Origin of the sequence: Providencia rettgeri (assembly GCF_001874625.1) — a bacterium.
Taxonomy (GTDB): domain Bacteria; phylum Pseudomonadota; class Gammaproteobacteria; order Enterobacterales; family Enterobacteriaceae; genus Providencia; species Providencia huashanensis.
This window is the reverse complement of sequence record NZ_CP017671.1, coordinates 1,767,989-1,791,639: the sequence shown is the minus strand read 5'-3', so window position 1 is coordinate 1,791,639 and position 23,651 is coordinate 1,767,989. Positions and strand designations below refer to the sequence as shown.

Annotated in this window: 18 protein-coding genes; 14 read left to right on the top strand and 4 right to left on the bottom strand. The window is 47.7% G+C overall.

Features of this window, described 5'->3' with window-relative positions:
• Positions 1-87 precede the first annotated feature (87 nt).
• The 6 genes from traN (at position 88) to RB151_RS07930 (ending at position 10,380) form a co-directional block, all read left to right on the top strand.
• Complete coding sequence (gene traN / locus RB151_RS07955) at positions 88-2,886, top strand: conjugal transfer mating pair stabilization protein TraN (protein WP_001256487.1); 2,799 nt, start codon at positions 88-90, stop codon at positions 2,884-2,886.
• A gap of 138 nt (positions 2,887-3,024) precedes the next feature.
• On the top strand, positions 3,025-4,497 hold the full coding sequence (gene gmtY / locus RB151_RS07950; RefSeq protein WP_071547865.1) for a gamma-mobile-trio recombinase GmtY: 1,473 nt from the start codon (positions 3,025-3,027) through the stop codon (positions 4,495-4,497).
• Positions 4,494-7,115 carry a gamma-mobile-trio integrase GmtZ gene (gene gmtZ, locus RB151_RS07945; protein ID WP_071547864.1) on the top strand — a complete coding sequence of 874 codons (2,622 nt, stop codon included), beginning with the start codon at positions 4,494-4,496 and terminating at the stop codon, positions 7,113-7,115. The genes gmtY and gmtZ overlap by 4 nt, the downstream gene beginning before the upstream one ends.
• A complete protein-coding gene (gene gmtX, locus RB151_RS07940; RefSeq protein WP_071547863.1) occupies positions 7,112-7,780 on the top strand; it encodes a gamma-mobile-trio protein GmtX in 669 nt (222 codons plus the stop codon). The genes gmtZ and gmtX overlap by 4 nt, the downstream gene beginning before the upstream one ends.
• The gene (locus tag RB151_RS07935; RefSeq protein WP_071547862.1) at positions 7,773-8,213 is read left to right on the top strand and encodes a VPA1267 family protein; all 441 of its coding nucleotides are present in this window, start codon (positions 7,773-7,775) and stop codon (positions 8,211-8,213) included. The genes gmtX and RB151_RS07935 overlap by 8 nt, the downstream gene beginning before the upstream one ends.
• Positions 8,206-10,380: an AAA family ATPase gene (locus RB151_RS07930; protein WP_071547861.1), complete on the top strand. Its 2,175-nt coding sequence runs from the start codon at positions 8,206-8,208 to the stop codon at positions 10,378-10,380. Before RB151_RS07935 ends, RB151_RS07930 begins: the two co-directional genes overlap by 8 nt.
• Before the next feature lie 179 nt (positions 10,381-10,559).
• Here RB151_RS07930 and RB151_RS07925 read toward each other — a convergent pair whose 3' ends face one another.
• Positions 10,560-11,528, bottom strand: coding sequence for an integron integrase (locus RB151_RS07925; RefSeq protein ID WP_008169685.1), 969 nt, complete (start codon positions 11,526-11,528; stop codon positions 10,560-10,562).
• Between the two features lie 360 nt (positions 11,529-11,888).
• Here RB151_RS07925 and dfrA46 point away from each other — a divergent pair, with 360 nt between their 5' ends.
• The 7 genes from dfrA46 (at position 11,889) to RB151_RS07885 (ending at position 17,082) form a co-directional block, all read left to right on the top strand.
• Positions 11,889-12,362: a trimethoprim-resistant dihydrofolate reductase DfrA46 gene (gene dfrA46 / locus RB151_RS07920; protein WP_071547860.1), complete on the top strand. Its 474-nt coding sequence runs from the start codon at positions 11,889-11,891 to the stop codon at positions 12,360-12,362.
• Between the two features lie 180 nt (positions 12,363-12,542).
• Entirely contained in the window at positions 12,543-13,766 is a 1,224-nt protein-coding gene (locus RB151_RS07915; RefSeq protein WP_071547859.1) for an erythromycin esterase family protein, read from the top strand.
• 124 nt (positions 13,767-13,890) lie between these two features.
• On the top strand, positions 13,891-14,433 hold the full coding sequence (locus RB151_RS07910; protein ID WP_071547858.1) for a DinB family protein: 543 nt from the start codon (positions 13,891-13,893) through the stop codon (positions 14,431-14,433).
• 94 nt (positions 14,434-14,527) lie between these two features.
• Positions 14,528-14,929, top strand: coding sequence for a DUF413 domain-containing protein (gene maoP, locus RB151_RS07905; RefSeq protein ID WP_071547857.1), 402 nt, complete (start codon positions 14,528-14,530; stop codon positions 14,927-14,929).
• Between the two features lie 553 nt (positions 14,930-15,482).
• The gene (locus RB151_RS07895) at positions 15,483-15,989 is read left to right on the top strand and encodes a hypothetical protein (RefSeq protein WP_071547856.1); all 507 of its coding nucleotides are present in this window, start codon (positions 15,483-15,485) and stop codon (positions 15,987-15,989) included.
• Between the two features lie 103 nt (positions 15,990-16,092).
• Positions 16,093-16,533 (top strand): hypothetical protein, encoded by a 441-nt coding sequence (locus RB151_RS07890; RefSeq protein ID WP_071547855.1) that lies wholly within the window; start codon positions 16,093-16,095, stop codon positions 16,531-16,533.
• A gap of 84 nt (positions 16,534-16,617) precedes the next feature.
• The gene (locus tag RB151_RS07885) at positions 16,618-17,082 is read left to right on the top strand and encodes a GNAT family N-acetyltransferase (protein ID WP_071547854.1); all 465 of its coding nucleotides are present in this window, start codon (positions 16,618-16,620) and stop codon (positions 17,080-17,082) included.
• Positions 17,083-17,529: 447 nt separating this feature from the next.
• Here the strand turns inward: RB151_RS07885 and dtpA are convergent, their stop codons facing one another.
• The gene (dtpA, locus tag RB151_RS07880; RefSeq protein ID WP_042844175.1) at positions 17,530-19,002 is read right to left on the bottom strand and encodes a dipeptide/tripeptide permease DtpA; all 1,473 of its coding nucleotides are present in this window, start codon (positions 19,000-19,002) and stop codon (positions 17,530-17,532) included.
• Between the two features lie 928 nt (positions 19,003-19,930).
• Here dtpA and RB151_RS07875 point away from each other — a divergent pair.
• Positions 19,931-20,959, top strand: a complete 1,029-nt coding sequence (locus RB151_RS07875; protein WP_071547952.1) for an SEL1-like repeat protein — start codon at positions 19,931-19,933, stop codon at positions 20,957-20,959.
• Between the two features lie 240 nt (positions 20,960-21,199).
• Here the strand turns inward: RB151_RS07875 and dpiA are convergent, their stop codons facing one another.
• Positions 21,200-21,880, bottom strand: coding sequence for a two-component response regulator DpiA (dpiA, locus tag RB151_RS07870; RefSeq protein ID WP_042844177.1), 681 nt, complete (start codon positions 21,878-21,880; stop codon positions 21,200-21,202).
• Position 21,881: 1 nt separating this feature from the next.
• The gene (dpiB, locus tag RB151_RS07865) at positions 21,882-23,510 is read right to left on the bottom strand and encodes a sensor histidine kinase DpiB (RefSeq protein WP_048606926.1); all 1,629 of its coding nucleotides are present in this window, start codon (positions 23,508-23,510) and stop codon (positions 21,882-21,884) included.
• Between the last annotated feature and the right edge of the window lie 141 nt (positions 23,511-23,651).

Sequence of the window (23,651 nt, the reverse complement as noted above, 5' to 3'; positions counted from 1 at the left end):
TTTAGATTATGCCCCAAAAGGGCCACTACACGTACAGGTGGCCCTTGTCTTCTCAGATAGCATGGGAAGGTTGAAATGGAGAACACAATGCGAAGTCATAATTACTTTATGAAAGCTGTGGCCTCGCTGTTGACAGTAACCATGTCTGCGCTGCCGATACATTCCTACGCTAACGGTAGCCAAGACCAGGACATCACAGCGGTGGGTAAAGAGGCCCAGGCTTTCGGACAAAACCTCTCAAACTCATTCAAGTCGAGCTCGGGGACTGTGCAAGATGGCACAATCTCTATGCCGACGTTGAAAGACGGTCAATTCCAAATGAACGGGGGGAGTCAGATTAATGTCAATGATCTATTCCCCGGAACGAGCGGGACCAACAATAAACCTGATAGTTATTACTTCCCTGATGCCAATAAACCTGATGTGGGCGGTCTGCAAGGCATTTACGACTCTGGCGATGACATGGACAGCGTGGGGAATAATGCAAAAGGGTCGCTGTGGAGTGATGCCAATAGTGCTAATCCATCAATCTCTGGTGCGGCATACAAGGTTCTTCTCGATGCCTCTAATCGATCACGCCCTGATTTCAGTAATGACCCTGTACTAAATCTAAGCAAAAAGACCTATGAGGATATGGACCTCATCGCAGGTGGCTTTGGGGATTGTTCTGCCGAAACAACCATCAATCAGAATACTATCAACGCCCACATTCCAGAGTATGAACGGTGTCAGCGTGTTGTAGATCAAAGCGCGGACTGTGAGGTTGTCCATGACTACGATGCCTCTGTGGTGAAGCACTATGATGGTCCATATAACCTCAAATCTTGTGGAGAAGGCTGTACTGAGTTGTGGATTGGCCGAGTTGGTAACGACTACTGGAGTGGCAACTGTTCGATTTATGAGGAATACACGCGGGTCCAAGTCAGTAATCCAGACGCCATAGTGTCTGCAACTCTTGAGTACGCCAAGTGGGATGACTACATGCAAGTTTGGGTTGGTAAATCAGGTCAGGAAACTAAAGTATGGTCCGGCCCTGACGGCAATTTCCCTCCAGAAACGGCTGGCCGATGTGAATTGTCAACAAGTTGGGAGCGAAACCCTAATATTGATGTCACTCCCTATTTCAAGAATGTGAAAGATGGTGATGTTGTTACGTTTAAGATCCGCGTTTCAGTAACTGGCGCAGGTGAGGGTTTTGGCCGCATAAAGCTACGCTATGACCCATCAAAAGCCATTACCAAGGATGAGTGGGCTCCACAGAGCTGCATGGATTCAGCCAAAGGGGTTGTAGATGGTTTTGCGGAAGGCGAGATCACATGTATAGATGACCCGACTGATGCTACGGGCTGCACAGTCATCAATGGGATCAAAGTTTGCGAATCTCAACTCAAGCCGTCACCTTTGCCTGGTATTCCAAAACTATGCAAAAAGGTTCGAGTTAAAGCTGACTATGACTTTTATAAGGGGCAAATGGACTGCTGGACAGACCCTCAAGGTGAAACGCACTGTCCGGTAAACACGGGCGGGAATCTCGATAGCTGTCAGAAATATGAAGAAAACCCTCAGTGCGGCTTCATCAGTTCCAAATGTGTTGATGGTGCTCAGGGAAGTTCTGGTACGTGCTACGTCCACGAGGATACTTATGACTGTGGTACAGATGTTTCTGTTCCGACCTTGGAAAAGGAAACTGAGTACCAGTGCGGTGGGCCTATACGCTGCATGGGAGATGACTGCCTTGATTTGACCAAAACACAAAGCACTGATTTTGCTCGCGCTACTGCGTTGCTCAATGCAGCCCAATTCATGACGCAGGATATGAGCTGCACAGGCCAAGATGGGGATGACAATCCTACCGGGGATGAAAACGTTATTTGCTCTGCTTTTGCAGGGGAAGCTGGCGAATGCAAGATAGCTGTTGGGGGAGTTTCTGATTGCTGTGAAAAGCCAACCAATATATCTCTTGCCGATTATCTGAACCTAATAATGGCCGTTCCAAAGCTCGATGGCGCAGTGATGGGGCTGACTGATGGTAATGCGCTTAAAGGTGCTTATCAGGTACTTAGGGAACCTGCCCTTCAAGGGTGGACAGAAGTCACAAAACCGTTCACAAGTTATATAGAGAACGTTTCAGGTGCTGTTGATTCGTTCTTCCAGCCTGTAGAGCAGTTTGTTGATCAACTCATTGACCAGCTCAAAGAGCAAGTCAAAGAAGTGATGATGGATGTCATGAAATCAGCAGGCCAAGATGCAGCAACAGAGCAGGCGGCTGCCGCAGCATCTGAACAAGCTGCCGAAGCAATGATGGAGACTGCGACAACATGGCTTAGCACTGCCATGACGATATATACCGTCTATGTCGTTGCGATGGTGATGATCCAGATGATTTATAAGTGCGAGGAAGAAGAGTTCACTATGAACGCCAAAAGAGCGCTCAAGAATTGCACCTATGTAGGCTCTTATTGTAAATCTAAGGTGTTGGGCGCTTGTATTGAAAAAAGAGAAGCGTATTGCTGCTTCAATTCTCCGCTCTCTCGTATTATACAAGAACAGGTTCGCCCTCAATTGGGGCAGAACTTTGGAGACCCCAAAAATCCTCAGTGTGAAGGGATTCCACTAGATAAAATTGCCGAAATTGATTGGAGCAAAATTAATTTGGATGAGTGGCTTGGGATATTACAGCAGAACGGTAAATTCCCTGATCCGGCCTCAATAAATCTCGACTCGCTGACTGGAGCAGGGAATGACTTCAATATTGACGGGACGCGGAAGAATGCTCAGGAAAGGGCGTTGGAGCGGTTGGAAGGGATTGATATTGACGCGAAGCGAAAAGAGGCGACAAACAGCATAGACCCTCAAACAGGCGCGCCAACTGGTGGTGGTGGATAAAAAAAAGGGGCCTTTCGTTCTCTATAGTACATAGAACTGTGTAAATTTGATAAAAACCCCCTTAATTGGGGGTTTCTTTTTCCTGAAGACTGCACTATATATATAGTAAATAATGTGTAATTTGTGTAGGATTCAAGGATGTTTGCAACGAAGGTTACAGCCAAGGTAGTTCAGGATAACAGTGGAGTAACCACAGAGATCCCGGTCATTCTGACCGACCAAGGGGTTTTGGGGTCGGTCACAGATTATGTGCTTAGCCTTCACCTAAATGGCATCTCATTTTCAACAATCACCAACCATATTCAGTCGATTAGACTCCTCATCGAGTTCATGGATGCCAACGAAGGCATGTTCGATGAACCCGAAGCGTTGTTCGCGGGCTTCGTCCGACGGCTCTACAGCGGGACCATCGGTGAAGATGGATTGGACCCCTCTGGCCTGTATTGGATACCGGCCAGTAATGGCACGATACATCGACACATCAGCAATCTGACGAATTTCACCAATTGGCTCTCGGACAAAGGTCTGGGCAAGCCTCTCAATACCTTGCGCACAGCCACTCGACATGAGGAACGCATTCAGTACGCCGCTTGGTTTAGGCGTAACCAGAATGATTTCCTCGGGCACATTAAAGACACCTCGGTTAGTACCACGGTAAAAAGAGCCCGCAGCATCAAGGGCAGAACACCTCTGGCAAAAACCAATGACGATGCCATCGCCTTCCCTACGGGAAAGTTTGAAGACTTCTATATGAAGGGCCTGGGAGGAGCCAAAGACCCGCGAGTTGCGCTGCGGGACAAGCTTATCGTGCTCCTGATGCACGCGACCGGATTGAGGGTGAGCGAAGCACTGTTACTCTGGGTCACCGATGTCTTTGAAGACCCCTCCGATCCAGATCGGGCAATCGTGAGGATCTACAACGAGATAGAAGGTAAGGCACCTGAAGGCTGGAAGTCCCGAAAAGGGATAAAAACCCGCAAGGCGTACCTTCAAGAAAAATACGCACGCATCCCGCGCCAGGAGATGCAAAAAACCCCACATCTCGGCTGGAAATCCAAAACCCTAGATGACAAGGATGGCTACCTGGAGGCGCATTTCTTCCCGCAAGAGTTTGCCCAAGTATTCATGTCGCTGTGGCGACAGTATTTGGTTTTCCGTGCATCGGTGGAGTGCCATCATCCCTATGCGTTTGTTAGCTTCGACTCTCGCTATCTGGGCAATCCCTATACCTACAATTCCTTCAACCAAAATTATGCGGCTGGGTTAAGACGAATTGGTCTCGAACCCGACAAGACCGTAGGGTTAGATCCACACGGCCATCGCCACAACTATGGCCGTCGATTGACGGATGCCGGAGTCGATCCGCTTATTCGCAAAAAGTGCCTGCATCACGCAAGCCTGGAGTCTCAGGTTCCTTACACCATGCCCTCCAGCGCGAAAGTCTCGGAAGCGCTGTCCCAGGCAACACAACAACTTCAGTTGGGATCGGATAAGGAAAAGCCCCCCGCATCTTTCGATTGGAAGACGCTTGCAGAACACGGTTTTGAAGACATTGATCCAAACGGCCACTTTACGGGCAAGAATCCACGATTGGGCAAAGGTAAATCATGACAAAAAGAAGGACGAGTAAAGGCTACACCACGGATCTGACGCTGGGGTGGGTGACTAAGGAACTGGGGCACAACTGGCTGCAATGGCAGCAGTACGCCGCCGAATGGCTTGCGGAGCAAAACGTAGGCATTGATCTGCGATTAAAATGCTTAAGACACTTCTTTAACTATCTGAACGCTAAAGCCCCGTACGCCGTTGACGTGGCCACGATGTTCAAGGGCCATCCGGGTGGTCACAAGGTGTCCACGGAAGAGTTTGAGGCCTTTCTGGTTAGCAGTGGATCGATTACTAAAAACTCTAAACACATTTCGTCCACGGTCGATTTATGCAATTACATCCTCAAGCACCATTTGAGCGCCGAGGACGATAACGGCGTTGGGCGGCCCCTATTCCCGAATCCGTTCGAGAAAATCACGAATAACACATCAAACACCGAAACCGTCCACAGCCCCTTGCCCTATCGCTACATCCAGCAACTGAGGCACATCCTCTGCCCCTATCCAACCGACGACCCCGGCAATAAAACGCCGTGGGTAGGCCACCATTTCCGGGACTGGCAATGGGCCATCGATCACCTTCAGTCTGGCAATGGGGCATGGGTGGAAGTGCCGCCCGAGGTCATCGACCCTGATGATCCGGATTGCGTTTTCCGGACTCGGATTGTGCCCAGGAAGGGAGAAAGAGTTGAGGTCCACGAAATCTGGTCGCCGGTCATGGCGATGTTCCTGTTTACCAAGCTGCACCTACCCCTGCGCTCTTTTCAGGTGAGGTTTCTGGACTCCGGCGAAGCCGATACCTGGCGCTATGAAGGTGGGCAATGGGTGGAAAACACCAAGCACCCCTTCAAGTATGGAACGCCCAAGCGACCTTATGAGAAAGGCGTCTTCCGCCGCATATATGACTCCATGACCGAGGGGTACTCGACCGGCCTCTACGTGTCCACCAACAAAACCGCCGATCAAAACAAGGATGAACTTCAGCGGGGATACACCATCCCTTGGCAGCACGAAGAGCTGCTGTATTGGCTGGAAAAGCTCCGCAGTTGGCAGGAAAAATACAACCCGATTAACCGACTGGTCAGTGGCACAGAGCTTAAGCGTAGCCATATTGGCGTCGCTAAATCCAAGCAACAATTGAAACAAATGGGCGAGTTTGCCTTTTTATTCAGGGAGCGTAATTCTGCTTTTCCAATTACCTACACCTCATTGGCTAGTTCGTGGTATCGCCTGTTGTCCAAACTGGAAGAGGATGTCTTCCAGTCGGGCCAAACGATGGCCAACGGGGATCGCCTTCGGTTTGTGAAAGACTACGGCGAGGACTTTGAAGGTACGGAAGCCGCTAAGGTGGCAACGGACTACCCGCTTCACAGCCTTCGGGTCTCCTTGATCACCTGCTACACCATGGACACCGACCTCCCCTTGCCGGTGATCGCGAAGCTTCTGGCCGGCCACACACGGCTTCTGATGACGATCTATTACAACAAGATCACGCCCTCCGTGATGGCCGACAAAATGAAGGAGGCACACGCAGTTCTGTCCGAACGAGGTGAAGGCTCGCTCCGAAACTTCCTGGTGGACGCGGAAATGAGACAGATCCCGCTCCGGGCTGCCTTTCACAACGACCAGCACAATTCCGTCGAGAGCGTGCTTGCCAACCGGAATCCCATCGGCTGGGAGGAACGAGCCACGGGCTTGTGCCTGGTTGGGGGCAACACCGTGCGCTCAGATGAGCTGTCCACCGTAGGCGGGTGCTGGAACGGTGGCCCGATAGTTAGGGGTTCAGAAAGCGCACATTCAAGAGTTTATGGCCCGGTCCCCCTCGGGCCGGAAAACTGTCCCCGCTGTCGCTGGCACATTACCGATGCCACCTATCTTCCGGCTCTCAATTCTGCGTTCAACCAGGTGAGCTACAAGGCGCACCAGGCGGCCGAGCTGTCTGTTCACCTAGAGGGTCAGCTAGAAGCACTAAAGGATGAGCTGTTCATCGCTGAGGAAACCGGTGCAGTGTTTCTCAAGCACAACGAACTTCAGGCGATAGAACGGCGCTACGAGAAGCAGAGGGTGGAGGCGGATGAGTACGCCAAGGATTGCATCGCAATTTTCAACCTGATCAATCGGGTGATCCAGATCGAGAATGGGCGTGAAGAGGACGACGACGGGCAAAAGCTGATCGCGGTCGGCTCTGATGAAGACCTCAAATATAGTATGAAGTTCGTCGAAACTGACTCGGAGTTACTGCACCTGGCACTGCTGTGCGAGGACGCTGAGTTCCACCCCGATCTGCATGATGATCTGCGCAAGACGCCCGCGATAGCCAAGCGTACCAACGCCTTGAGCCGCATGATGGCCCGTTCCGGGTACAAGCCCGTTTTCCTTGAAATGGACGAACAAACCCAGTTGATTGCGGGTAACGCGCTCATGCGCAAGATGGCCAAAATCGCCGCCCCCGAAGATCGGCTTGAGGGCTACCGGATCGCGTCCAATTACATTGAGGCGCAGGAATTCCTGAAAGACGATCGGCTGCTGAAATCCGGGTTTGACGCCGTGAAGAAGATAGCCCCAATCACCTTGCCTACTGAATCCGTGGCGCGGATTCCCGCCCTGGAGGTGGAAGAATGAACATCGATACCAATGCGGTTCTGGAGTCCCTCAAGGACGGTAAAACCGCTAAAACACAGTCGTCCCTGGATACGCTCAACCAGACCCTGAAGGACTACTACGAATCCGGTGCCCGGGACTTCTCCATTACCACCATAGGGCGTGTCTCAGAGGAAAATGACGGCGTTGGCTATCAGTCGATTCGTGCCACCGCGAACAAGCATTACCGGGACCTGATTGAAGCGTGGGCCGCTAAGGCGAAGACCACCACCAAGAAGCCACCGGTAGGGCCTGCCAAGAGACCAACTCAGGACCATCAGTTGCTTGAGCGGATTGATGATACAGCTGTGCGAGCCCTTTTTGGGCAAATCATCCGTGAGCGGGATCGCTACAGGAGCGAAGCCAACATGCTCAAGAACCAAACCCAGATCGTCATCGACAAGCGCCCTACGGTTTACAGTGAACCCCAGTCAGACGCCAGTGTGGAGCTGCTGCCCTCATTGAAGGGAGTCTGCTCTGACAACGAGATTAAAGCCCTGCAAACCGTCTGCACCGATGAGTGGCTCGAAAAGCTCGGGTTCCAGGCGAACGAATTGGGTCAGGTGAAGGATGAGTATGGTGTGGAAATCCTGCCTCGTGGCTTCCTGACCGGGCTCAAGAAGATCCTGGGGGAAATTGATGAGTAATGGTCAGGAAAGAGCACGTCAGAACCTGAGTGCCTTCCAGAGCTGGGTGGCCACCCAAACGGATGACGATTTTAAGCAGATCCTCCATCGGGGCCAGTTAAACCGTGGCGAAGTGGCCAAAGCCATAGGCATCGGAAAGAGCGCGTTGCGCCAGAATCCGGCCATCAAAACGGCATTGGAGAATCTGGAGCAGAACCTGCGTTATCGGGGTGTTCTGCCAGAACTGACCGAAACCGCCAAGGCCCAGCGATCAGAACCCAAACGCTATGATCCCAGCGTTAACAAAAGAGCCATGGAATCGAGAAGGCTCTCAGTGCTGGAGCAGGAAAACATTGAACTAAAGGCCCGGGTGGCAACCCTCGAAGCCAAGCTAAAACGTTACGGTGAACTGTCCGAAGTCCTCACAGAGTTCGGAGTAGCGCCCGATGCATGAAGAGTATTTCCGTGTCACCAGCTGCCAGCATAACGGCTATAAATACACGATCTTCACGGGCGTTCCCCTCAAGACTGACAGTTACAAGATCAACTCGGGCAAATACATCGTCAGCATCCGATGCGAAAACCAGTCCCTGCCTATCAAGCCGTCCGTTGGTCAGCAATGGCGAGTGCGTGGCGTAAGGACGCTGGAGACCGTTCAGGCAGGCGATTATAAGCTTCAGCAACATTTGTATGACGCCCCAGCTGAGATGGAGTGCACGCTGCCGGAAACGGGCGAGGCGCTGATCCGTTTCATTGCCAATGAAAAGGAGTTCACCGGTATCGGTGAGGCCAAAGCACGCGCCCTCTGGAACGTTTTTGGCAGTGACCTGCACCCCATGCTCCAATCCAATACCTCCGAGCACAGAGGCCGTCTCAGGGAGGTTCTTAGCGAGGTTTCAGTAACCGCGCTATACAACGGCTACGCCAAGTACAAAAACCTTGCGCATGCGAATTGGCTGGCTTCTCTGGGAGTGCCGCTGAGCATCCAGCAACGCATTCTAAAGTACCACGATAATCGAACCGTTGAGGTACTCAAGACCAATCCCTACGCATTGCTCGGATTCGGAATGCCTTTTCCCGATATCGATGCGATTGCTGAAAAAATGGGCATGGATAAATCGGCACCGGTGCGGCTCGCAGCTGCGTTAGAAAGCGCGATACGAAAAGAGGTAGAAAAGGGGCACACCTACGCCTCCCATCCGGCGCTCAGGCCCGAGGTGACCAAGCTTCTGGGCGATAAAGCTCTGGTCGCAGAGGCGTTCGCCAGCGGTTATCGCAACGGCCAGTTCATTCTCAGGCCAGAGACCGGCACCTACCACCCTACCGCCCAAATCATGATGGAGTCGGTCGTTGCGAAGCGGCTCAAGGCCCTGGCCGCCATCAAGAATGAAGATGAATCCGTCTTCAAGGCGCTCACCGAGGCCGTTCAGGAGTTGCCCTACGACCTGACCGAGCAGCAGGTCCAAGCGGTCGAGTTGAGCCTTACCAATGCGGTGTCCTGCATTACGGGTGGTGCCGGTACGGGTAAAACCACGGTCCTTCGTGCCGTGCTCAAAGCCTATGCCGCACTAGGCTATCAGGTTCATGCCGTCGCTCTGTCGGGGCGAGCTGCTATGCGACTGCACGAGAGCATCGGATTCTTCACCATGACAATTGCTCGCCTGTTGCGGGAAGAGCCGATCTCGCCGTCACTGGATCAGGCGCAGCATCTCCTGGTCATCGACGAAGCCAGTATGACCGACCTGCCGACCATGTATCGGATTGTTACGCACCTCGATCCTTCGGTACGCATCATCCTGACCGGCGATCCGAACCAGCTACCAGCCATCGGCTGCGGCAAAGTCCTCTCAGACATCGTTGAGTCCGGTGCAATCGCTACGGTTGAGTTGAACATCGTCAAACGCCAGGAAGACTCAACGGGCATCCCGGAATACTCGGCCACCATCAATCGGGGTGAGGTGCCTCCTGCGTTATCGGTTGGCGCAATCACGTTCCACGAGACGCCTCCGCAGAAGATGGTCGATAAGTGCAAATCCTTGTATGCGGAGTCACCCTATAACACTCAGATCATCGGAGCCACCAAGGCTCTAGTTGGCGAGGTGAACCGTGAGTGCCAAAAGCTGATCAATCCCGATGGGGAGTGCTTGCAGTTTAGACTGCATGGCGATGAATTCTTCCTCGATATCAGAGTGGGCGACCCGATCCTCTTCACCAGGAACAAGTACAACATCGGCATTCAGAATGGGTCTCTTGGCGTATTATCCTCAACAGAGCGCGACACCAAGGACGGCCAGGAAACATTTGGTGTCGTGACGCTGGATACCGGCGAAGCCATTTCAATTACGGATGAAGTCTTCGATTGCATGGAGCTTGGCTACGGAATCACGCTCCACAAGGCTCAAGGGAGCCAGTTCCCGAGAATCATCGTGGCAGTCCAGACGGGGCGTATCTCAGACCGTGCGTGGCTTTACACGGCGATTACCCGTGCCGAGGCAGAGATACATATTGTCGGGCAGGCTAGTGATTTTGCGTCCATCGTAAAATCGGTAAGCAATGCCACCAGGCGGGCGAGTTTCTTGAGGGAGCTGCTGCAAGAGAGGGATTCGGGGGTAAGCCATTAATGGCACGCCCCCTCATCGCCGGTCGCGGCCATCGGGACCTCTCCCTGTACCGCAACTTCATCTTAAACGATCATCGCTGGTCGTCAAATACCTCGAAATCAGCTCATAAACAAAAGCGGACATTCGCCGCACTCCCAATTCCAGGCTTTACGCCCCTTAAACGGGTAAGCAACGCCCCATCAAGAACTTGGCAAACGATCAAAAGGGCTGACGGTTCCAGCACGTCGATCGCCAATGACATGCGTGTAGATTTCTGTCGTTCGAATGTCGCTATGCCCAAGAATTTCCTGGACCGTCCTGATATCGCTCCCCGATCTCAATAACTCTGTCGCAAAGGCATGCCGAAAGGTATGAGCCGTCACACGCTTGGTGATTCCCGTGGCCAGAACGGCCTGCCTCAATCGCCGCGAGTACGATGAATGATGAAGATGGTGGCGGCACACATAACCAGCGATGGGATGAACGCATCTTGTTACGGATGGGAACAGGTACTGCCAACCAAAGTCCTTCATGGCCGGTCCATACTTCTTGTGAAGTGAGGCCGGCACTGACGTAAGCCCGAATCCATCGGCCAGATCGGACTCATGTACAGCCCTGACATGGGCGAATTGTCGCTCCATGTTTTCTCTTAGATTGCCTGGAATCAGTGTGTATCGATCTTTTCGTCCCTTACCGTTGAATACGAGCAAACTGCGGCTTTTTAGGTCGATGTCTTTCACGCGAAGCGAAAGAGCTTCGTTGATTCTCAAACCGCATCCATAAAGAAGCGCAGTGATGAGCCAATACTCTGCATCCATGTTTTGAAGAATAGAAGCAACTTCATCGGGACTCAGAACGGTTGGCATGCGTCGAGGCGTTTTCGTCATCTTGTACTGTAGGTTTTCAATCTCCCGCTTCAGCACATGCTTGTAGACAAAAATAATCGCGCATAGCGCCTGATTTTGAGTGCCCGGACTGACTCCCCGATTGACGGCGAGGTGATTCAGGAAACGCTCAATTTCGTGATTACCCATGACTTTTGGGTGCTTCTTGTCATTGAAAAGGATGAACTGACGAACCCAGTAAAGATAGGACTTCTCGGTTCGGTAGCTGTACTGCTTTGTCCTAATTTCTGTGCGGACCGATTGTAGAAACGGTGATTTCGACACGCTCGCCCTCCGTGGCTGAATGCTGTATGTACGTACAGTTATAATAAAAAACACCCAAAAACACCAAAATTCTTGCGGCTTAATTTGCACGGCCCTGCTCACTTTTCACAATGCATCTCTGTAGGTATCTGTTTCAGCATGGGAAAAATTCGACCCACTGGATTTAACGTGCAAAAACGTGCATAAATATCCCGCGTGCACACTTTTCACAGAACCAAAAGCTCAAAAGCCCCTGAGATGGAGGGGTAATGATCTGAAAAATCGAGGTTATTCAGGTTGTGAAGCAGTATTGGACTGGGTGATGGTGTTGCGGTTTAATAAGAAAGCAAACTAATAAGCTGTTAGCCCTCAGGAGGAAAAATGAAAATATCCATTATGGCAGCTGTTTCCGAGAATGGAGTAATTGGCTCTGGATTGGATATACCTTGGCATGTATATGGTGAGCAGCTCCTGTTCAAAGCTATGACTTACAATCATTGGCTTTTAGTCGGTCGTAAAACTTTCGACTCAATGGGTAAACTTCCGAATAGGAAATATGCTGTGGTTACTCGTACTGAAATGGCCTCGAATGATCCTGATGTTGTTTATTTCACAAGCGTTGAATCGGCATTAGCTTACTTAGACAACACGACAACACATGTCTTTGTTTCTGGTGGTGGTGAAATTTACAAAGCATTAATCGAACAAGCAGATGTTATCCATCTTTCAGTGATTCATAAGCACATCTCTGGCGACGTGTTTTTCCCTTCAGTTCCACAGAGTTTCAAGCAAACATTTGAGCAAAGTTTCAGTTCAAATATTGATTACACGTACCAAATTTGGACAAAGGGCTAACAAACTGTTCAAGAGTGATTCGCAACGCGTGGCATTTTCACTATGCGTTGATTTAAGTGATTAAGGTGGTGTGTGGAGGCTTCGGTATTGCGTTGCTCACACCTTAACAGGGCGTTATGTATCCTGACCTAGGAACTAGATACAGCAGATCCATCATAATGAAGATATTGAGTTGAACATATGACGTACAGAACAATCAGAACGCTCTTACAGCCTTGTAATGTAGATTTCAGTGAGCTTGAAGATCTATCTTCGATGGCGAAATATGCCAGAGTGATAGGGATTGGCGAAGGGGCTCACTTTGTTTCTGAGTTTTCCTTGGCCAGAGCCAGTTTCATCCGATACTTTGTAGAGATGCACGAGTTTAATGCAATTGGGCTGGAGTGCGGGGCGGTTCAGGGTAACCGGATCTCCGAATGGCTCAAATCTTCAGCGAGCACGGATAAGCTAGAGGAAATCACGAACCCATTGACCTTCGCTCTGTATGGGTCGGTGCTGACTTGGCTCAAATCTTATCTTTTAGAGACTGGAAAAAGCATTATGGTGGTTGGCGTTGATTTGCCCAATACGCTGAACCCACTTGACGACTTACAGAGATTGTCCGCGGCTATTGATTTACTGGATCCCATTTTGAAGCCGGACGTCGATGCGTTAATCCAGTCTTTGGAATCCATATGTGGCGATTCCCCCGTGATTTCATCCGCGCAATGGGGTGAACTGGGTACCGCTAAACAGGATCAAGCCTTCTCCCGGATTAGTCGGTTAAAGTTGCGGTTGTCTGGATTGGAACCAATTCTAGTCCAGCGAGGTGGAAAGGAGCTGTTTCAAAGGGCGTCGGAGTGTGTCTGTTCGATTGAACATACGCTCGAAACATTGCGCACCATGAAGATGCTCTTTGATGGCACTTCACTCGATGGTGACACTTCCGTTCGTGAGATGTTCACAGCTACCACTGTTGAGAGATTTCTTCACGCAGATCCAAATTTGAAGATACTTCTACTTGCGCATAACAACCATATCCAGAAGACTTCAGTTTCCTTTTCTGGAGAACTTACGGCTGTTCCTATGGGCCAGCAACTTGCGTATCGGAGGAAAGATTACCGTGCCATTGGAGCAACGCATCTAGGGGGTACTGTGCCGGAGATGCAGTTTCCTTCGCCTGACAGTCCGTTAGGCTTTTCGGTGGAGCCCACAGACGCTGATAAAATCCAAAGAGACAGTGTGGAACAGCATATTATGAGTGCTAGGGGTGTGGCGGGCTCATGTTTAATATTGTCGGACGACGTTAAAGGCGCTAGCCGAGTTAGATCGCAGAGCTCATCTGTTGAGACGAATGTGAGTGATGCCTTTGACGCTATATTCTGCGTTCCTAGCGCCAACCAAGATAAATTAGTGAAATTATAGGCATCGGAAATTGGACTACATAACAATCACATGCACTCGGAGAGCAAAAAGTACCGCTCGTCCCTCGCTTTGCTTTTCGCTCCCGGTGATGTGAGGCGTTATACAGTAGAAGGACCTCAGTCAGATGAGCCTGAAACAACATTTTGAGCTGATGGCCGAATACAACCGGTGGATGAATGAGAGGGTATATGGCGCCGCAGGCAACCTGAGCAAATCGGCTCTTTTAGAAGATCGAAGAGCCTTCTTCGGGTCAATATTGGGTACGCTAAACCATATCGTTGTTGGGGATACGATTTGGCTAAAGAGGTTTGCTGCACAACCAGCAAGCGCTGAACCACTACGTGAAATCACTGAGCTAGCGGCTCCCAAAAACCTCAACCAAATAATTTTCGAAGATCTTGATGAGTTGTATAGCCACCGAAAGTGGCTAGATGAGAAAATCATCAAATGGATTTCAGGGCTCACTGATAGTGATTTAGATTTTATTCTCAGCTATCAGAATACCAAGGGTGTGCCCGCCACCAAACGATTTTCCTCCTTGATCTATCATTTCTTCAATCATCAAACTCATCATCGGGGGCAGGTAACTACGCTACTTTCGCAATCTGGCGAAGACGTTGGGGTAACGGATTTGCTAGCACTGATCCCGAGTCAGAACAATGTATAACCAGGGGCTCCAGCGGACCGGTTTTCCGGCGCGGTGCGCCTCCAAATCGGCCGCTGAGCCCAGGCGTTAAAACGGGGTATGCCCTGGTGATACCATGAACGATGAACAACAACATAAAAAATATCGAGAGATGGATTTTCTGTTACCCGCATGGCTCGAGCGACAATTTAGCCATCAGGAAAATATGGAGCTGGAGCTGAATGGGTGTTGGATTAGGGCTTTAGAGCAAGGTGTTCTCAATCCCATCAATATCGAGCACCAACATTTGTTGGATGTGGTTACGGGAAAGGCAGAACCAAGCACATTGCTTGAGCAAACATGGCTTAAGTATAAAAAGCTCTCAGCAAATGGCTGCCCTTGCGAGGTATGCGCCGGTGTCGGGTATTACGACAACCCGAAAACTGGGGAAAGGGAAACTTGCTATGGCTGCCATGGTGCCGGACGTGTTGGCTGCACTCCGGTACAAATTACAGTAGAGGGGCATTATTCCAAGTGACCCAAGAGGTTTTAACAAGGCCAGTCACGGCGACGTCTACTACATTGCGGCTTCGCCTCCATTCCGTAGCCGCGCATGCTGGCTGGCGTTATGCAATCAAGGAGGACAAGTTACGTGATCACTGACCGAGAAACTGAACTGGCTGAGCGACTAATCAAGCTACATGACGGAAGGAGCTATCGGGAACTCCAAGAAATGTCGGCGCTGCCTAAGGACCCGAATGACGATGGGAAGATCACTGAAGACATGTATCTGGATATGTGTCGGGATATAGAGAACGAAATGGGTGCGTTGGAAAGCATCGAGTCTATAGATTGCCTACCGAGAAATGAGTCCAAGTTGACGTTGTGGAAGGCGAAGTACAGCAAAAGTGATATCAAAGTGTTTTGGGCGATTGGATTCGACTCGGAGACACTGAAAGTTCAAGACGTTTTGGTCCAATGGTAAATGCATAACAAGGCCAGTCACGGCGACGTCTACTACATTGCGGCTTCGCCTTCATTCCGTAGCCGCGCATGCTGGCTGGCGTTAAAACGTAAATACAGGAGGTCACATGCAACGGATCGCAACACAAATTACTCTGCGGGTTAATCTGCTCTTTCTATCCTTGATTCCTAGCATTGCTCTTGCCGACAACTCGGCTCCTGAAGACTATCTCGCCAATAAAACGCTGGTGTTGGAGGTTCGGTATTGTGAGTGTCAGGCTACACAATCGGATAGCTTACCCTCTGATTTATTGCCAAGCTTTCTGGAAGAATCGAGACTTTTAAGGGTTAGCGTATCGAGCAAGGATAAAGGCTTTGCCTCTTCCAGTGAGTTGTCCATAGGTTATGAACTCAAGCCAATCATGGGCTCGTCCGGCCAATTCCAGTTCAACTATGCTGGCAATTACACTACAAGCAATGGGAGCAATGGGAGCAATGGGAGCAGTGTTGGCAACGGGGAGTTGGTGTTGGTTCAGGGGCAGTGGGTCAATCTTTTCGGCTCACAGCATGAGAATGAAACTGGATCGCAACACAGCAACGTTGCGGTGCGGCTGGCTAACCCCGGAGGTTCCTGATGGTAGGTTTTAACCAATGCAGGCACGGCGACGCCTACTACATTGCGCCTTTGGCTCCATTCCGCAGGCGCGCATGCTGCAAGCGTTGTACGAGTAGGTACTGATGAACTTCGAGATTGGACGATCAGAAGATTTTTTAGTCGAGCACTGCTATTCCTGTGCTGTGCCCGGCTATTTGATCGTCTCTCCGTTGGCTTCAGTCGAATCGCTAGATGCTCTACCAAGGCAATCGGTCGAGAGCCTTGGCCCTCTATTGGCCAATGTCACTTCGCTGGTAAAGGAAGCAGTGAATCCCTTGCGCATCTACTGCGCTCAGTTTGGGGAAGAGCAGTCTCGACTTCATTTTCACATTTTTCCCAGGGGAGCCGCCCTTACTGAAGAGTACTTGGAGGCATTTCCCCACCATGCGTCACAAATTCGAGGCCCTATTGTTTTGGATTGGGCCAGGGACCGTTACCGTTGCTCTCACGAGGTGGTGTTTGAAACGGTCGCGGGTGTCATTGGCCAGCTGCGGGAGTCTTGGAACGTACAACAAATCGCTTAAGTACGTTCCCGGCCTGACGGCCGTCCACCGGACGTCCCTGACGGGCCGCCGCTTAGCTTCGCGTTACATGGTGAGGTCGGCCTTATGATTCCAGTGAAGCTGAGGGATCTTCAACAGAAAGATAAGACGGCTGTTATGTCGATGCTTCGAGATCCTGAGGTCATGCGATTTCTTGGGCCGGGTCGCGCCCTGACAGAAGATGAGGCGAATTCTTGGTTCGAGAGTGCTCTCACTAACCCAACTCGCTTTGCTATTGCAGAGGCTGATAAAGATGAATTTATCGGGTTCTGCGGTATTAAGCAGATAGATGGCGTTTTCGACTTCGGCTATTTCATCAGGTCGGAGTTTTGGGGAAACGGGATAGCTGCCAAGGCTTGCGAGTTGGCGGTTGAAAGGCTATCCACAGAGTTCGACCTCGATACCGTTCAGGTCTTCATCGCGGACGATAATGTGGCCAGCAAGAGAGTGGCCCAAAAATTGGGTTGGCAGGCCACGCACAGTGGTTCTAAGGATGGAGAGTATGGCGGATACTATCGAATCACCATGTAACAAGGCGGTCAACCGGACGCCAAAAGCGTGCCGCTTTTGGTTCCCTCCGCTGGCGCTCCGGCGCCGGTTACCTAAGCGTTATTCCGAAATCTGAACGTTCGCTTTGCGACCAAAGCTACGGGCGGCCAATTTATTATGGCATCCTCCAGCTACAGTATGAGTATGGTGGTACGACCATTGCTCACTTTTAAGCATCCCCGAGGAAGTTATCTGTATCTGTGCTCTCACTGGATCACATCGCTGGTCGTGAAATACCTCGGGTGAATCGCCGCTTGCGGCGAGAGGGCAGAGCCCTTGGAGCAAGTGCTCCTATTTTTACACACCAAATTACATACCGTGTAAAAACTAAAAATGCCCCAAAAGCCTTTGCTTATGGGGCATTCACTCACTCACCAACAGAAGTACACAAAATTCACTATATACTCTCTTAGGCCCTTTTTTGAATCATTATTCTGCGCGTTCCAGCGTCATACGATTTAACAATGGTGCAGTTAACACCATGACTATCGCAATAGCCCCTGTCACTAAACCAATCTTCAAGAATACATCACTGTACACCGCTAATGACTCAAGCTTACTGGTCAGCTCCCCTTCTGGCGCTGCTGCCATAGAAGCGACATAACCCGCAATAAATGCAGCCGCTGAGTTAGTTAAGAACCACGCGCCCATAATAAAGCCCATTAAACGCTGTGGAACTAACTGAGCTACCATTGCCAGCCCAAGACCAGAGATCATCAGTTCACCAATGCTTTGAAAACCATAACAGATAATCAACCATTCAACAGAAACAATCCCCGCTTCGTTTGCAAATTTGGCGCCAAGCGGTAGTACTAAGAATGCCGCAGAGCATAACACCATACCAATCGCGAATTTATGCGGCATGGGTAAGTTATCACCCATTTTATTATAAATTGCGGCTAATATTGGGCTACCAATCATAATCCATAATGGGTTTAGTGCTTGATACTGTGCAGGTTCGATAGAAAAACCAAACACTTCATGCTCTACGTTATGTAATGCAAAGAAGTTGAGTGAGGTTGGCATTTGGCTATACAAAACAAAAAAGACAATTGCTTCGAGCATCAAGATCAGAGCCACCACCATGCGCCGACGTGCAATCCCCTGAAGAGCTAGCGTTTCTTTAATAAAGATAACCAAAATACCTAAAGAAATAACCGCTAATGCTGTACGCGCTACCCCTAGGTTATGCAATAACCAAGTTGAAATTGCAATCAAGGCAATAACACCCGCGACTGTTGCAACTAACCGTGAAATAATGACCGGAGCAAAGTCAGGTTTTGACCCATGTTGGGAAACCCACTTCTTACACATATAGAAGTTAATCAGCGTAATAATAAGGCCAACAACACTGAGTGAGAATGCAACATCCCAACCATAGTGTTTTGCTAACCACGGTGTTGCAAGCATAGAAAAGAATGAACCAATATTCACGGACATATAGTACATGGTAAATGCACCATCTAACCGCGGGTCATCTTTATCATAACAGGTTGATAACAGTGATGAAGGGTTCGCTTTAAAGAGGCCGTTACCAACGGCAATAGTCGCTAAACCTACATACACCATTGAGACATCATGCCCTGAGAAGGCAACAAACGCATACCCCGCAATCAACGTTAATGTTCCAAGAACAATAACCCGTTTTGTACCAAGTATTTTATCGCCTAACCAACCACCAATTGCAACAAAGCCGTAAACTAATGCCGCAAATGCAGAGAATAAAGTGATGGATTCAGTTTCTGACATACCAAGAACTTGGCTAAGATATATAGGTAGAATACCTTGTAAACCGTAGTAACCAAAACGTTCCCAGAGTTCGATGGAAAAGATGAGATAGAATGAGCGAGGTTGCTTAAACGCGTTAAGACTGACTTCCTCTTTGTTATTTGTTGTGGACACAAGTTACCTCTAGTACAACCTGTAGATATGCAAAAAAAACCACGGAACGCTCTATGCGCTCTCGCATTGTTATTACCCCAAGAATTCAACGTCGGAAAGATTCACTTTTGGTAGGAGGAGCATCATTCCTTGATCTCAAAACAAACAAAACTGTGTGCAAACTTGTTTCTGGATCTCAAGCATAAATTCAATGAGTTAAAGCACATTTGATTATTTATTCAACGTTGACTGGTAGATAACCCGCCAAGAACGCAATAATCAATTAAGCCATATACGCTATTTATGCACCAAAATTAAAGAATTAGCTAGTATTAATTACTGCATGGATAAAATCTTATCGTGATTTACTTCAATTTTTAACAAAATAGCGAAACTATCAACGCCCACTATTTAATCACTTGTATACTTAATGTTAAGAATATTATTCTGCCATGAAACTATCGCACCACCGATTATTAACATTAGTGATATGAACGAAAAGCATAATTCAAATAAATAAAAACCAAGAATATATTGAGTGCAAGAAAATGGTTCGAGGGTTTAATGAGTGGGGAAAATACGTAAAATTTTGACAAAAAAAAGCCCAGTAACAAACTGGGCACAATGCATTCTACTCAAGGATCTTTTTACTAAATCAAACTATCACTACGTAGGTGCATTATTACATTACTTCGTGTAAAGAAATGAATGATGAGGGTAAATATATGAATGTTTACGCAAGCAAACAGTATATAGATACTAGTAAGACATGCTAATTTCAGAAAAAGTTCATATTTTTTCTCTTTTTTTTGTTTTTTCACTTTTTAGCAATATTTAACCATTTGATTTGATAATCATAATGTACAATTTGCTTTAACCCTTGCAGGTCTGAACAAAACCAAATAAGTTACCCGCTAAACTGTGACAAAACCAACATTGAGGTCGCCTTGTGAAAAAAAAACTTCTTCCTTTAATTATCATCGGCAGCCTCTTTGCACACTTAGCTTTTGCTGAGCCTACGCCAACCCCTCTAGATGAAAAAACATTATTAGGGTTAGCAAATGAAGGGCAAGCCGAAGCCCAATTCAATTTGGGCATGTTTTATCAATCCAATAAGCAATTTGAAAATGCAATAAATTGGTACCTCTTATCAGCCCAACAGGGGTTTACAAAAGCGCAAATTAACCTTGCGCTCATGTACCAACAAGGAACTGGCATCCCAAAAGATGAAAAACAAATGCTGCACTGGATGAAGATAGCCGCTGAAAACGGCGACCCTATTGGCCAGATGAATATGGCAGAATACACCTTATATGGTATCGATAAGGCTCTTGAGAAAAACCCAGCAGAAGCAGAAAAATGGTTAAAAAAAGCGGCCGAACAGCAATTTCCAGCGGCTATGTTAACCCTTGCTTACTGGTATGAAGAAGGTAAAGCAGTAACTAAAGACCCGCAGAAAGCACAAAAAATATACCTTGAACTTGCTGAGAAAAACCATCCACAAGCCCTCTACTTGCTTGGCTATCAATCCGCAACAGGTATGTATGACAAAGTCAATTACCCACAAGCTTTCCAATATTTTACTCGCGCAGCGGAGCAAGGCTTTTCCCCTGCTCAAAATAGTTTAGGTATGCTGTACCTAACCGGGCAAGGCACCGAAAAAGATCCCCAAGCGGCAATAAAATGGCTAACTTTGGCGGCCGAGCAAGGTGAGGTTTCCGCACAATTTAATATTGCGCTTATCTATGCTCGCGGTGATGGCATTAAAACTGACCAGACTAAAGCCTGTCATTGGTTTATCAAAGCGGCGCAGCAAAATAGTGCTGATGCCCAATATGCAGCTGGGGCATGCTACCAGTATGGGATGGGGGTTGAAGCCGATGATAAAAAAGCGCTACGTTGGTATAAGCTTGCCGCCGCTAAAGGTGATGAACGAGCTGCAAAAAAAGTATTAATTTTGGAAAACCAGCGCAAATAACTTAATGAGGATGCAATTTATGTGCAGCGATAATTGGATGGGGCGAACAAACGTTTTTATAGGCATTTCGCTTTACTCTCATAATGCAATTTAATCTACATGCCCCCCATTTAACTCCCTTTTATATCATGACGTTATCGTTACCCATTGAGCCAAAGTGGTGCTATATACAAGAAGTTCTGCATTGAATATATACCCCATGCAGAACTTTTATCGATATGCGCAGATTAATACAAACATTCACATTTTTCTACGGTAGACTCGCTGTGGTCGCCCCACTTTCCCGTATTCAATTTCAGCCTCAATTTTATTTTTTGCCAAACAATATTCCAAATAACGCCTTGCTGTTGTGCGGCTCAATTTTATTGTTTCAGCGATACTTTCAGCTGTATATTCTGCTTCTGAATCAGCAAATAGCGCTAATATTTTTTCTAATGTAATGATGTCAATCCCCGTCGGTAGCTCTTCTTTCGATTCACCACGCGCATAAGTATTAAACATATCATCAATTTTACTTTGGTTAGTTTTACTATTCGCTTGCAGAACAGATTTACGTTGAATATACCTATCTAATGTTTGCCCTAAACGCTCATAAGCGATAGGTTTCACTAAGTAGTCAAAAACCCCTAAGCGAATTGCTTCAGAGACCGTTTCCATGTCGCTTGCTGCGGTTGTGAAAACAATATCTGCGTTGTTTCTTTCTTGTATTAATTCATGAACCAAATCAATACCTTTACCATCAGGTAAATAGTTATCTAATAAAATTAGATCGGGTTTCATATATTCAATCATTTTCCTAGCTTCAGCTAGGTTCCCCGCAAGCCACACTTTGTCACATGCAGGGTACGTTTTTATATACTCGCCATGCATTTCTGCCAGAAGTAACTCATCTTCCACAATGAGGATTTTTATCTTAATCATTTTATATCTTCACTTTCGGAATAAAAATTGAGAATACTGTACCATGCGGTTGATTTTCTTCAATAATCACCGCGCCATTACAGCGCTTAACATAAGATGCAACTAAATAGAGCCCAATACCATGGCCATCTGTTGCATCTGTCTTGGTTGTCACTCCACGTTCAAACCATTTATTTTGAAGCTCTTCGGGGAAACCACAACCTTGATCCACAACTTCAATAACTATTTCCTTTCCTTCATCAGAAAGGTATAACTCGACCTGCTTATTCCCTTGGTTGCTTTTCAAACTTGCTTCAAAAGCATTATCCAATAAATTACCCAAGACAGCACAAAATTCAGTACTGTTTAATGAATCAGGTAAGTCGCGCAGTTGGCTACCCGCCGTAAACTTTAATTGTAACCCTAGCTCTTTGGCTCGATGATACTTACCAAATAATAAGCCAGCAACTTGCTTATCAAAAAATTGCCTGCGTAACGTATCAATCAATTGTTGTTGGGACTCTGATTCACCTTTAATTAGAGCCAAAGCTTGGTCATACTCTTTCATCTGCAATAAACCACTTAATGTTGACATCCAATTAAGGTGTTCATGGCGTAGTGTGCGTAAATTTTCAACATACTGACGCACTTGTGTTAACTGAGAATTTAAGGATTCAATATCATTTTGACTACGAAAGCTGATTACAGCCCCCACAAGTTGCTCACTATCACGAATAGCTACTCGATTTGCAATCACATTTAGCCCATTAAATTCACAAATCACATCATGCCGTGTTGTCGCAATATCGGTCATAAAAAAATCAGCGGGCGATATTCTTTCTGAAACGCGCATACCCGTTAGTTGCCCTAATGGCTCACTCAACATGAGCATTTTTCTAGCATTCGAATTGATATTGATAATCTGCCCTTGGGTATTAACAGCGATGACCCCTTCAAAAACGGCATCAAATATCCCTTTTTGTACTAACACTAATTGTGTAATTTCCTCTGGCTCCATGCCCAACATTTGTTTCTGTATTAGGCGTGAGAATGCCCAAGATAAAAACAATAAAATAATCAATATACCGAGAAACGTAGCGCCAGTTTGTACAAATAGTTCACTGCGGGAGGTGTCAATTTTATTGGTTAAATAACCAATAGAAACCACCCCGATAACTTTACCCTGCTCATCAAAAATGGGAGTTTTTGCTCGTACCGCATTTCCCATCGAACCTTCACCATTGATGAAGTAACTTTCGCCCCGCTCCAATGCACCTGGTTTGTTCCATTGCATTTTGTAGCCAATTTTCTGGCTGTTTGGGTGATATAGGCGAATCGAGTTTTCATCACCAATCACCACATAATCATAATTCGAATCTTGATTGAGTTTATCTGCAATAATTTTCAGTCTTGGGATATCTTTATTTTTTACAGATTGCACCACCCCTTCAATTGAAGCGATTAGCTTCGCTTGGCTCATCGCTAGAGACCTAATATTCGCAATCAACCGGCTTTCCGCAGTATCTGTAAAATATTTACCCAACCCAAACGTCAAAAAGACAGAGACAAGTAATAGAAGAAAGAATACTCGTACTGAAAACGAAATCGAGCTTACTTTTTTCAGTGAGGAGAATGCATATTCTTTTTTCATGTTAAATCTCGTTACACTATGAAAAGTAAAAAATTTGTTAAATACAAAGATAACAATATAACGGATAACTCAGGTTAAAGCCAAAGGTATAATACACATATTAATAATTAAACACATAAAAACCAAGCAATAAAAAACATA

What these genes read in the sequence shown, in the direction of transcription:
- RB151_RS07890 (WP_071547855.1), top strand. Translation starts at nt 16,093, where the DNA reads ATGAACTTCGAGATTGGACGATCAGAAGATTTTTTAGTCGAGCACTGC.
- RB151_RS07885 (WP_071547854.1), top strand. Translation starts at nt 16,618, where the DNA reads ATGATTCCAGTGAAGCTGAGGGATCTTCAACAGAAAGATAAGACGGCT.
- gmtX (WP_071547863.1), top strand. Translation starts at nt 7,112, where the DNA reads ATGAACATCGATACCAATGCGGTTCTGGAGTCCCTCAAGGACGGTAAA.
- gmtY (WP_071547865.1), top strand. Translation starts at nt 3,025, where the DNA reads ATGTTTGCAACGAAGGTTACAGCCAAGGTAGTTCAGGATAACAGTGGA.
- RB151_RS07910 (WP_071547858.1), top strand. Translation starts at nt 13,891, where the DNA reads ATGAGCCTGAAACAACATTTTGAGCTGATGGCCGAATACAACCGGTGG.
- maoP (WP_071547857.1), top strand. Translation starts at nt 14,528, where the DNA reads ATGAACGATGAACAACAACATAAAAAATATCGAGAGATGGATTTTCTG.
- RB151_RS07895 (WP_071547856.1), top strand. Translation starts at nt 15,483, where the DNA reads ATGCAACGGATCGCAACACAAATTACTCTGCGGGTTAATCTGCTCTTT.
- gmtZ (WP_071547864.1), top strand. Translation starts at nt 4,494, where the DNA reads ATGACAAAAAGAAGGACGAGTAAAGGCTACACCACGGATCTGACGCTG.
- traN (WP_001256487.1), top strand. Translation starts at nt 88, where the DNA reads ATGCGAAGTCATAATTACTTTATGAAAGCTGTGGCCTCGCTGTTGACA.
- dpiA (WP_042844177.1), bottom strand. Translation starts at nt 21,880, where the DNA reads ATGATTAAGATAAAAATCCTCATTGTGGAAGATGAGTTACTTCTGGCA.
- RB151_RS07915 (WP_071547859.1), top strand. Translation starts at nt 12,543, where the DNA reads ATGACGTACAGAACAATCAGAACGCTCTTACAGCCTTGTAATGTAGAT.
- dpiB (WP_048606926.1), bottom strand. Translation starts at nt 23,510, where the DNA reads ATGAAAAAAGAATATGCATTCTCCTCACTGAAAAAAGTAAGCTCGATT.
- RB151_RS07935 (WP_071547862.1), top strand. Translation starts at nt 7,773, where the DNA reads ATGAGTAATGGTCAGGAAAGAGCACGTCAGAACCTGAGTGCCTTCCAG.
- dfrA46 (WP_071547860.1), top strand. Translation starts at nt 11,889, where the DNA reads ATGAAAATATCCATTATGGCAGCTGTTTCCGAGAATGGAGTAATTGGC.
- RB151_RS07930 (WP_071547861.1), top strand. Translation starts at nt 8,206, where the DNA reads ATGCATGAAGAGTATTTCCGTGTCACCAGCTGCCAGCATAACGGCTAT.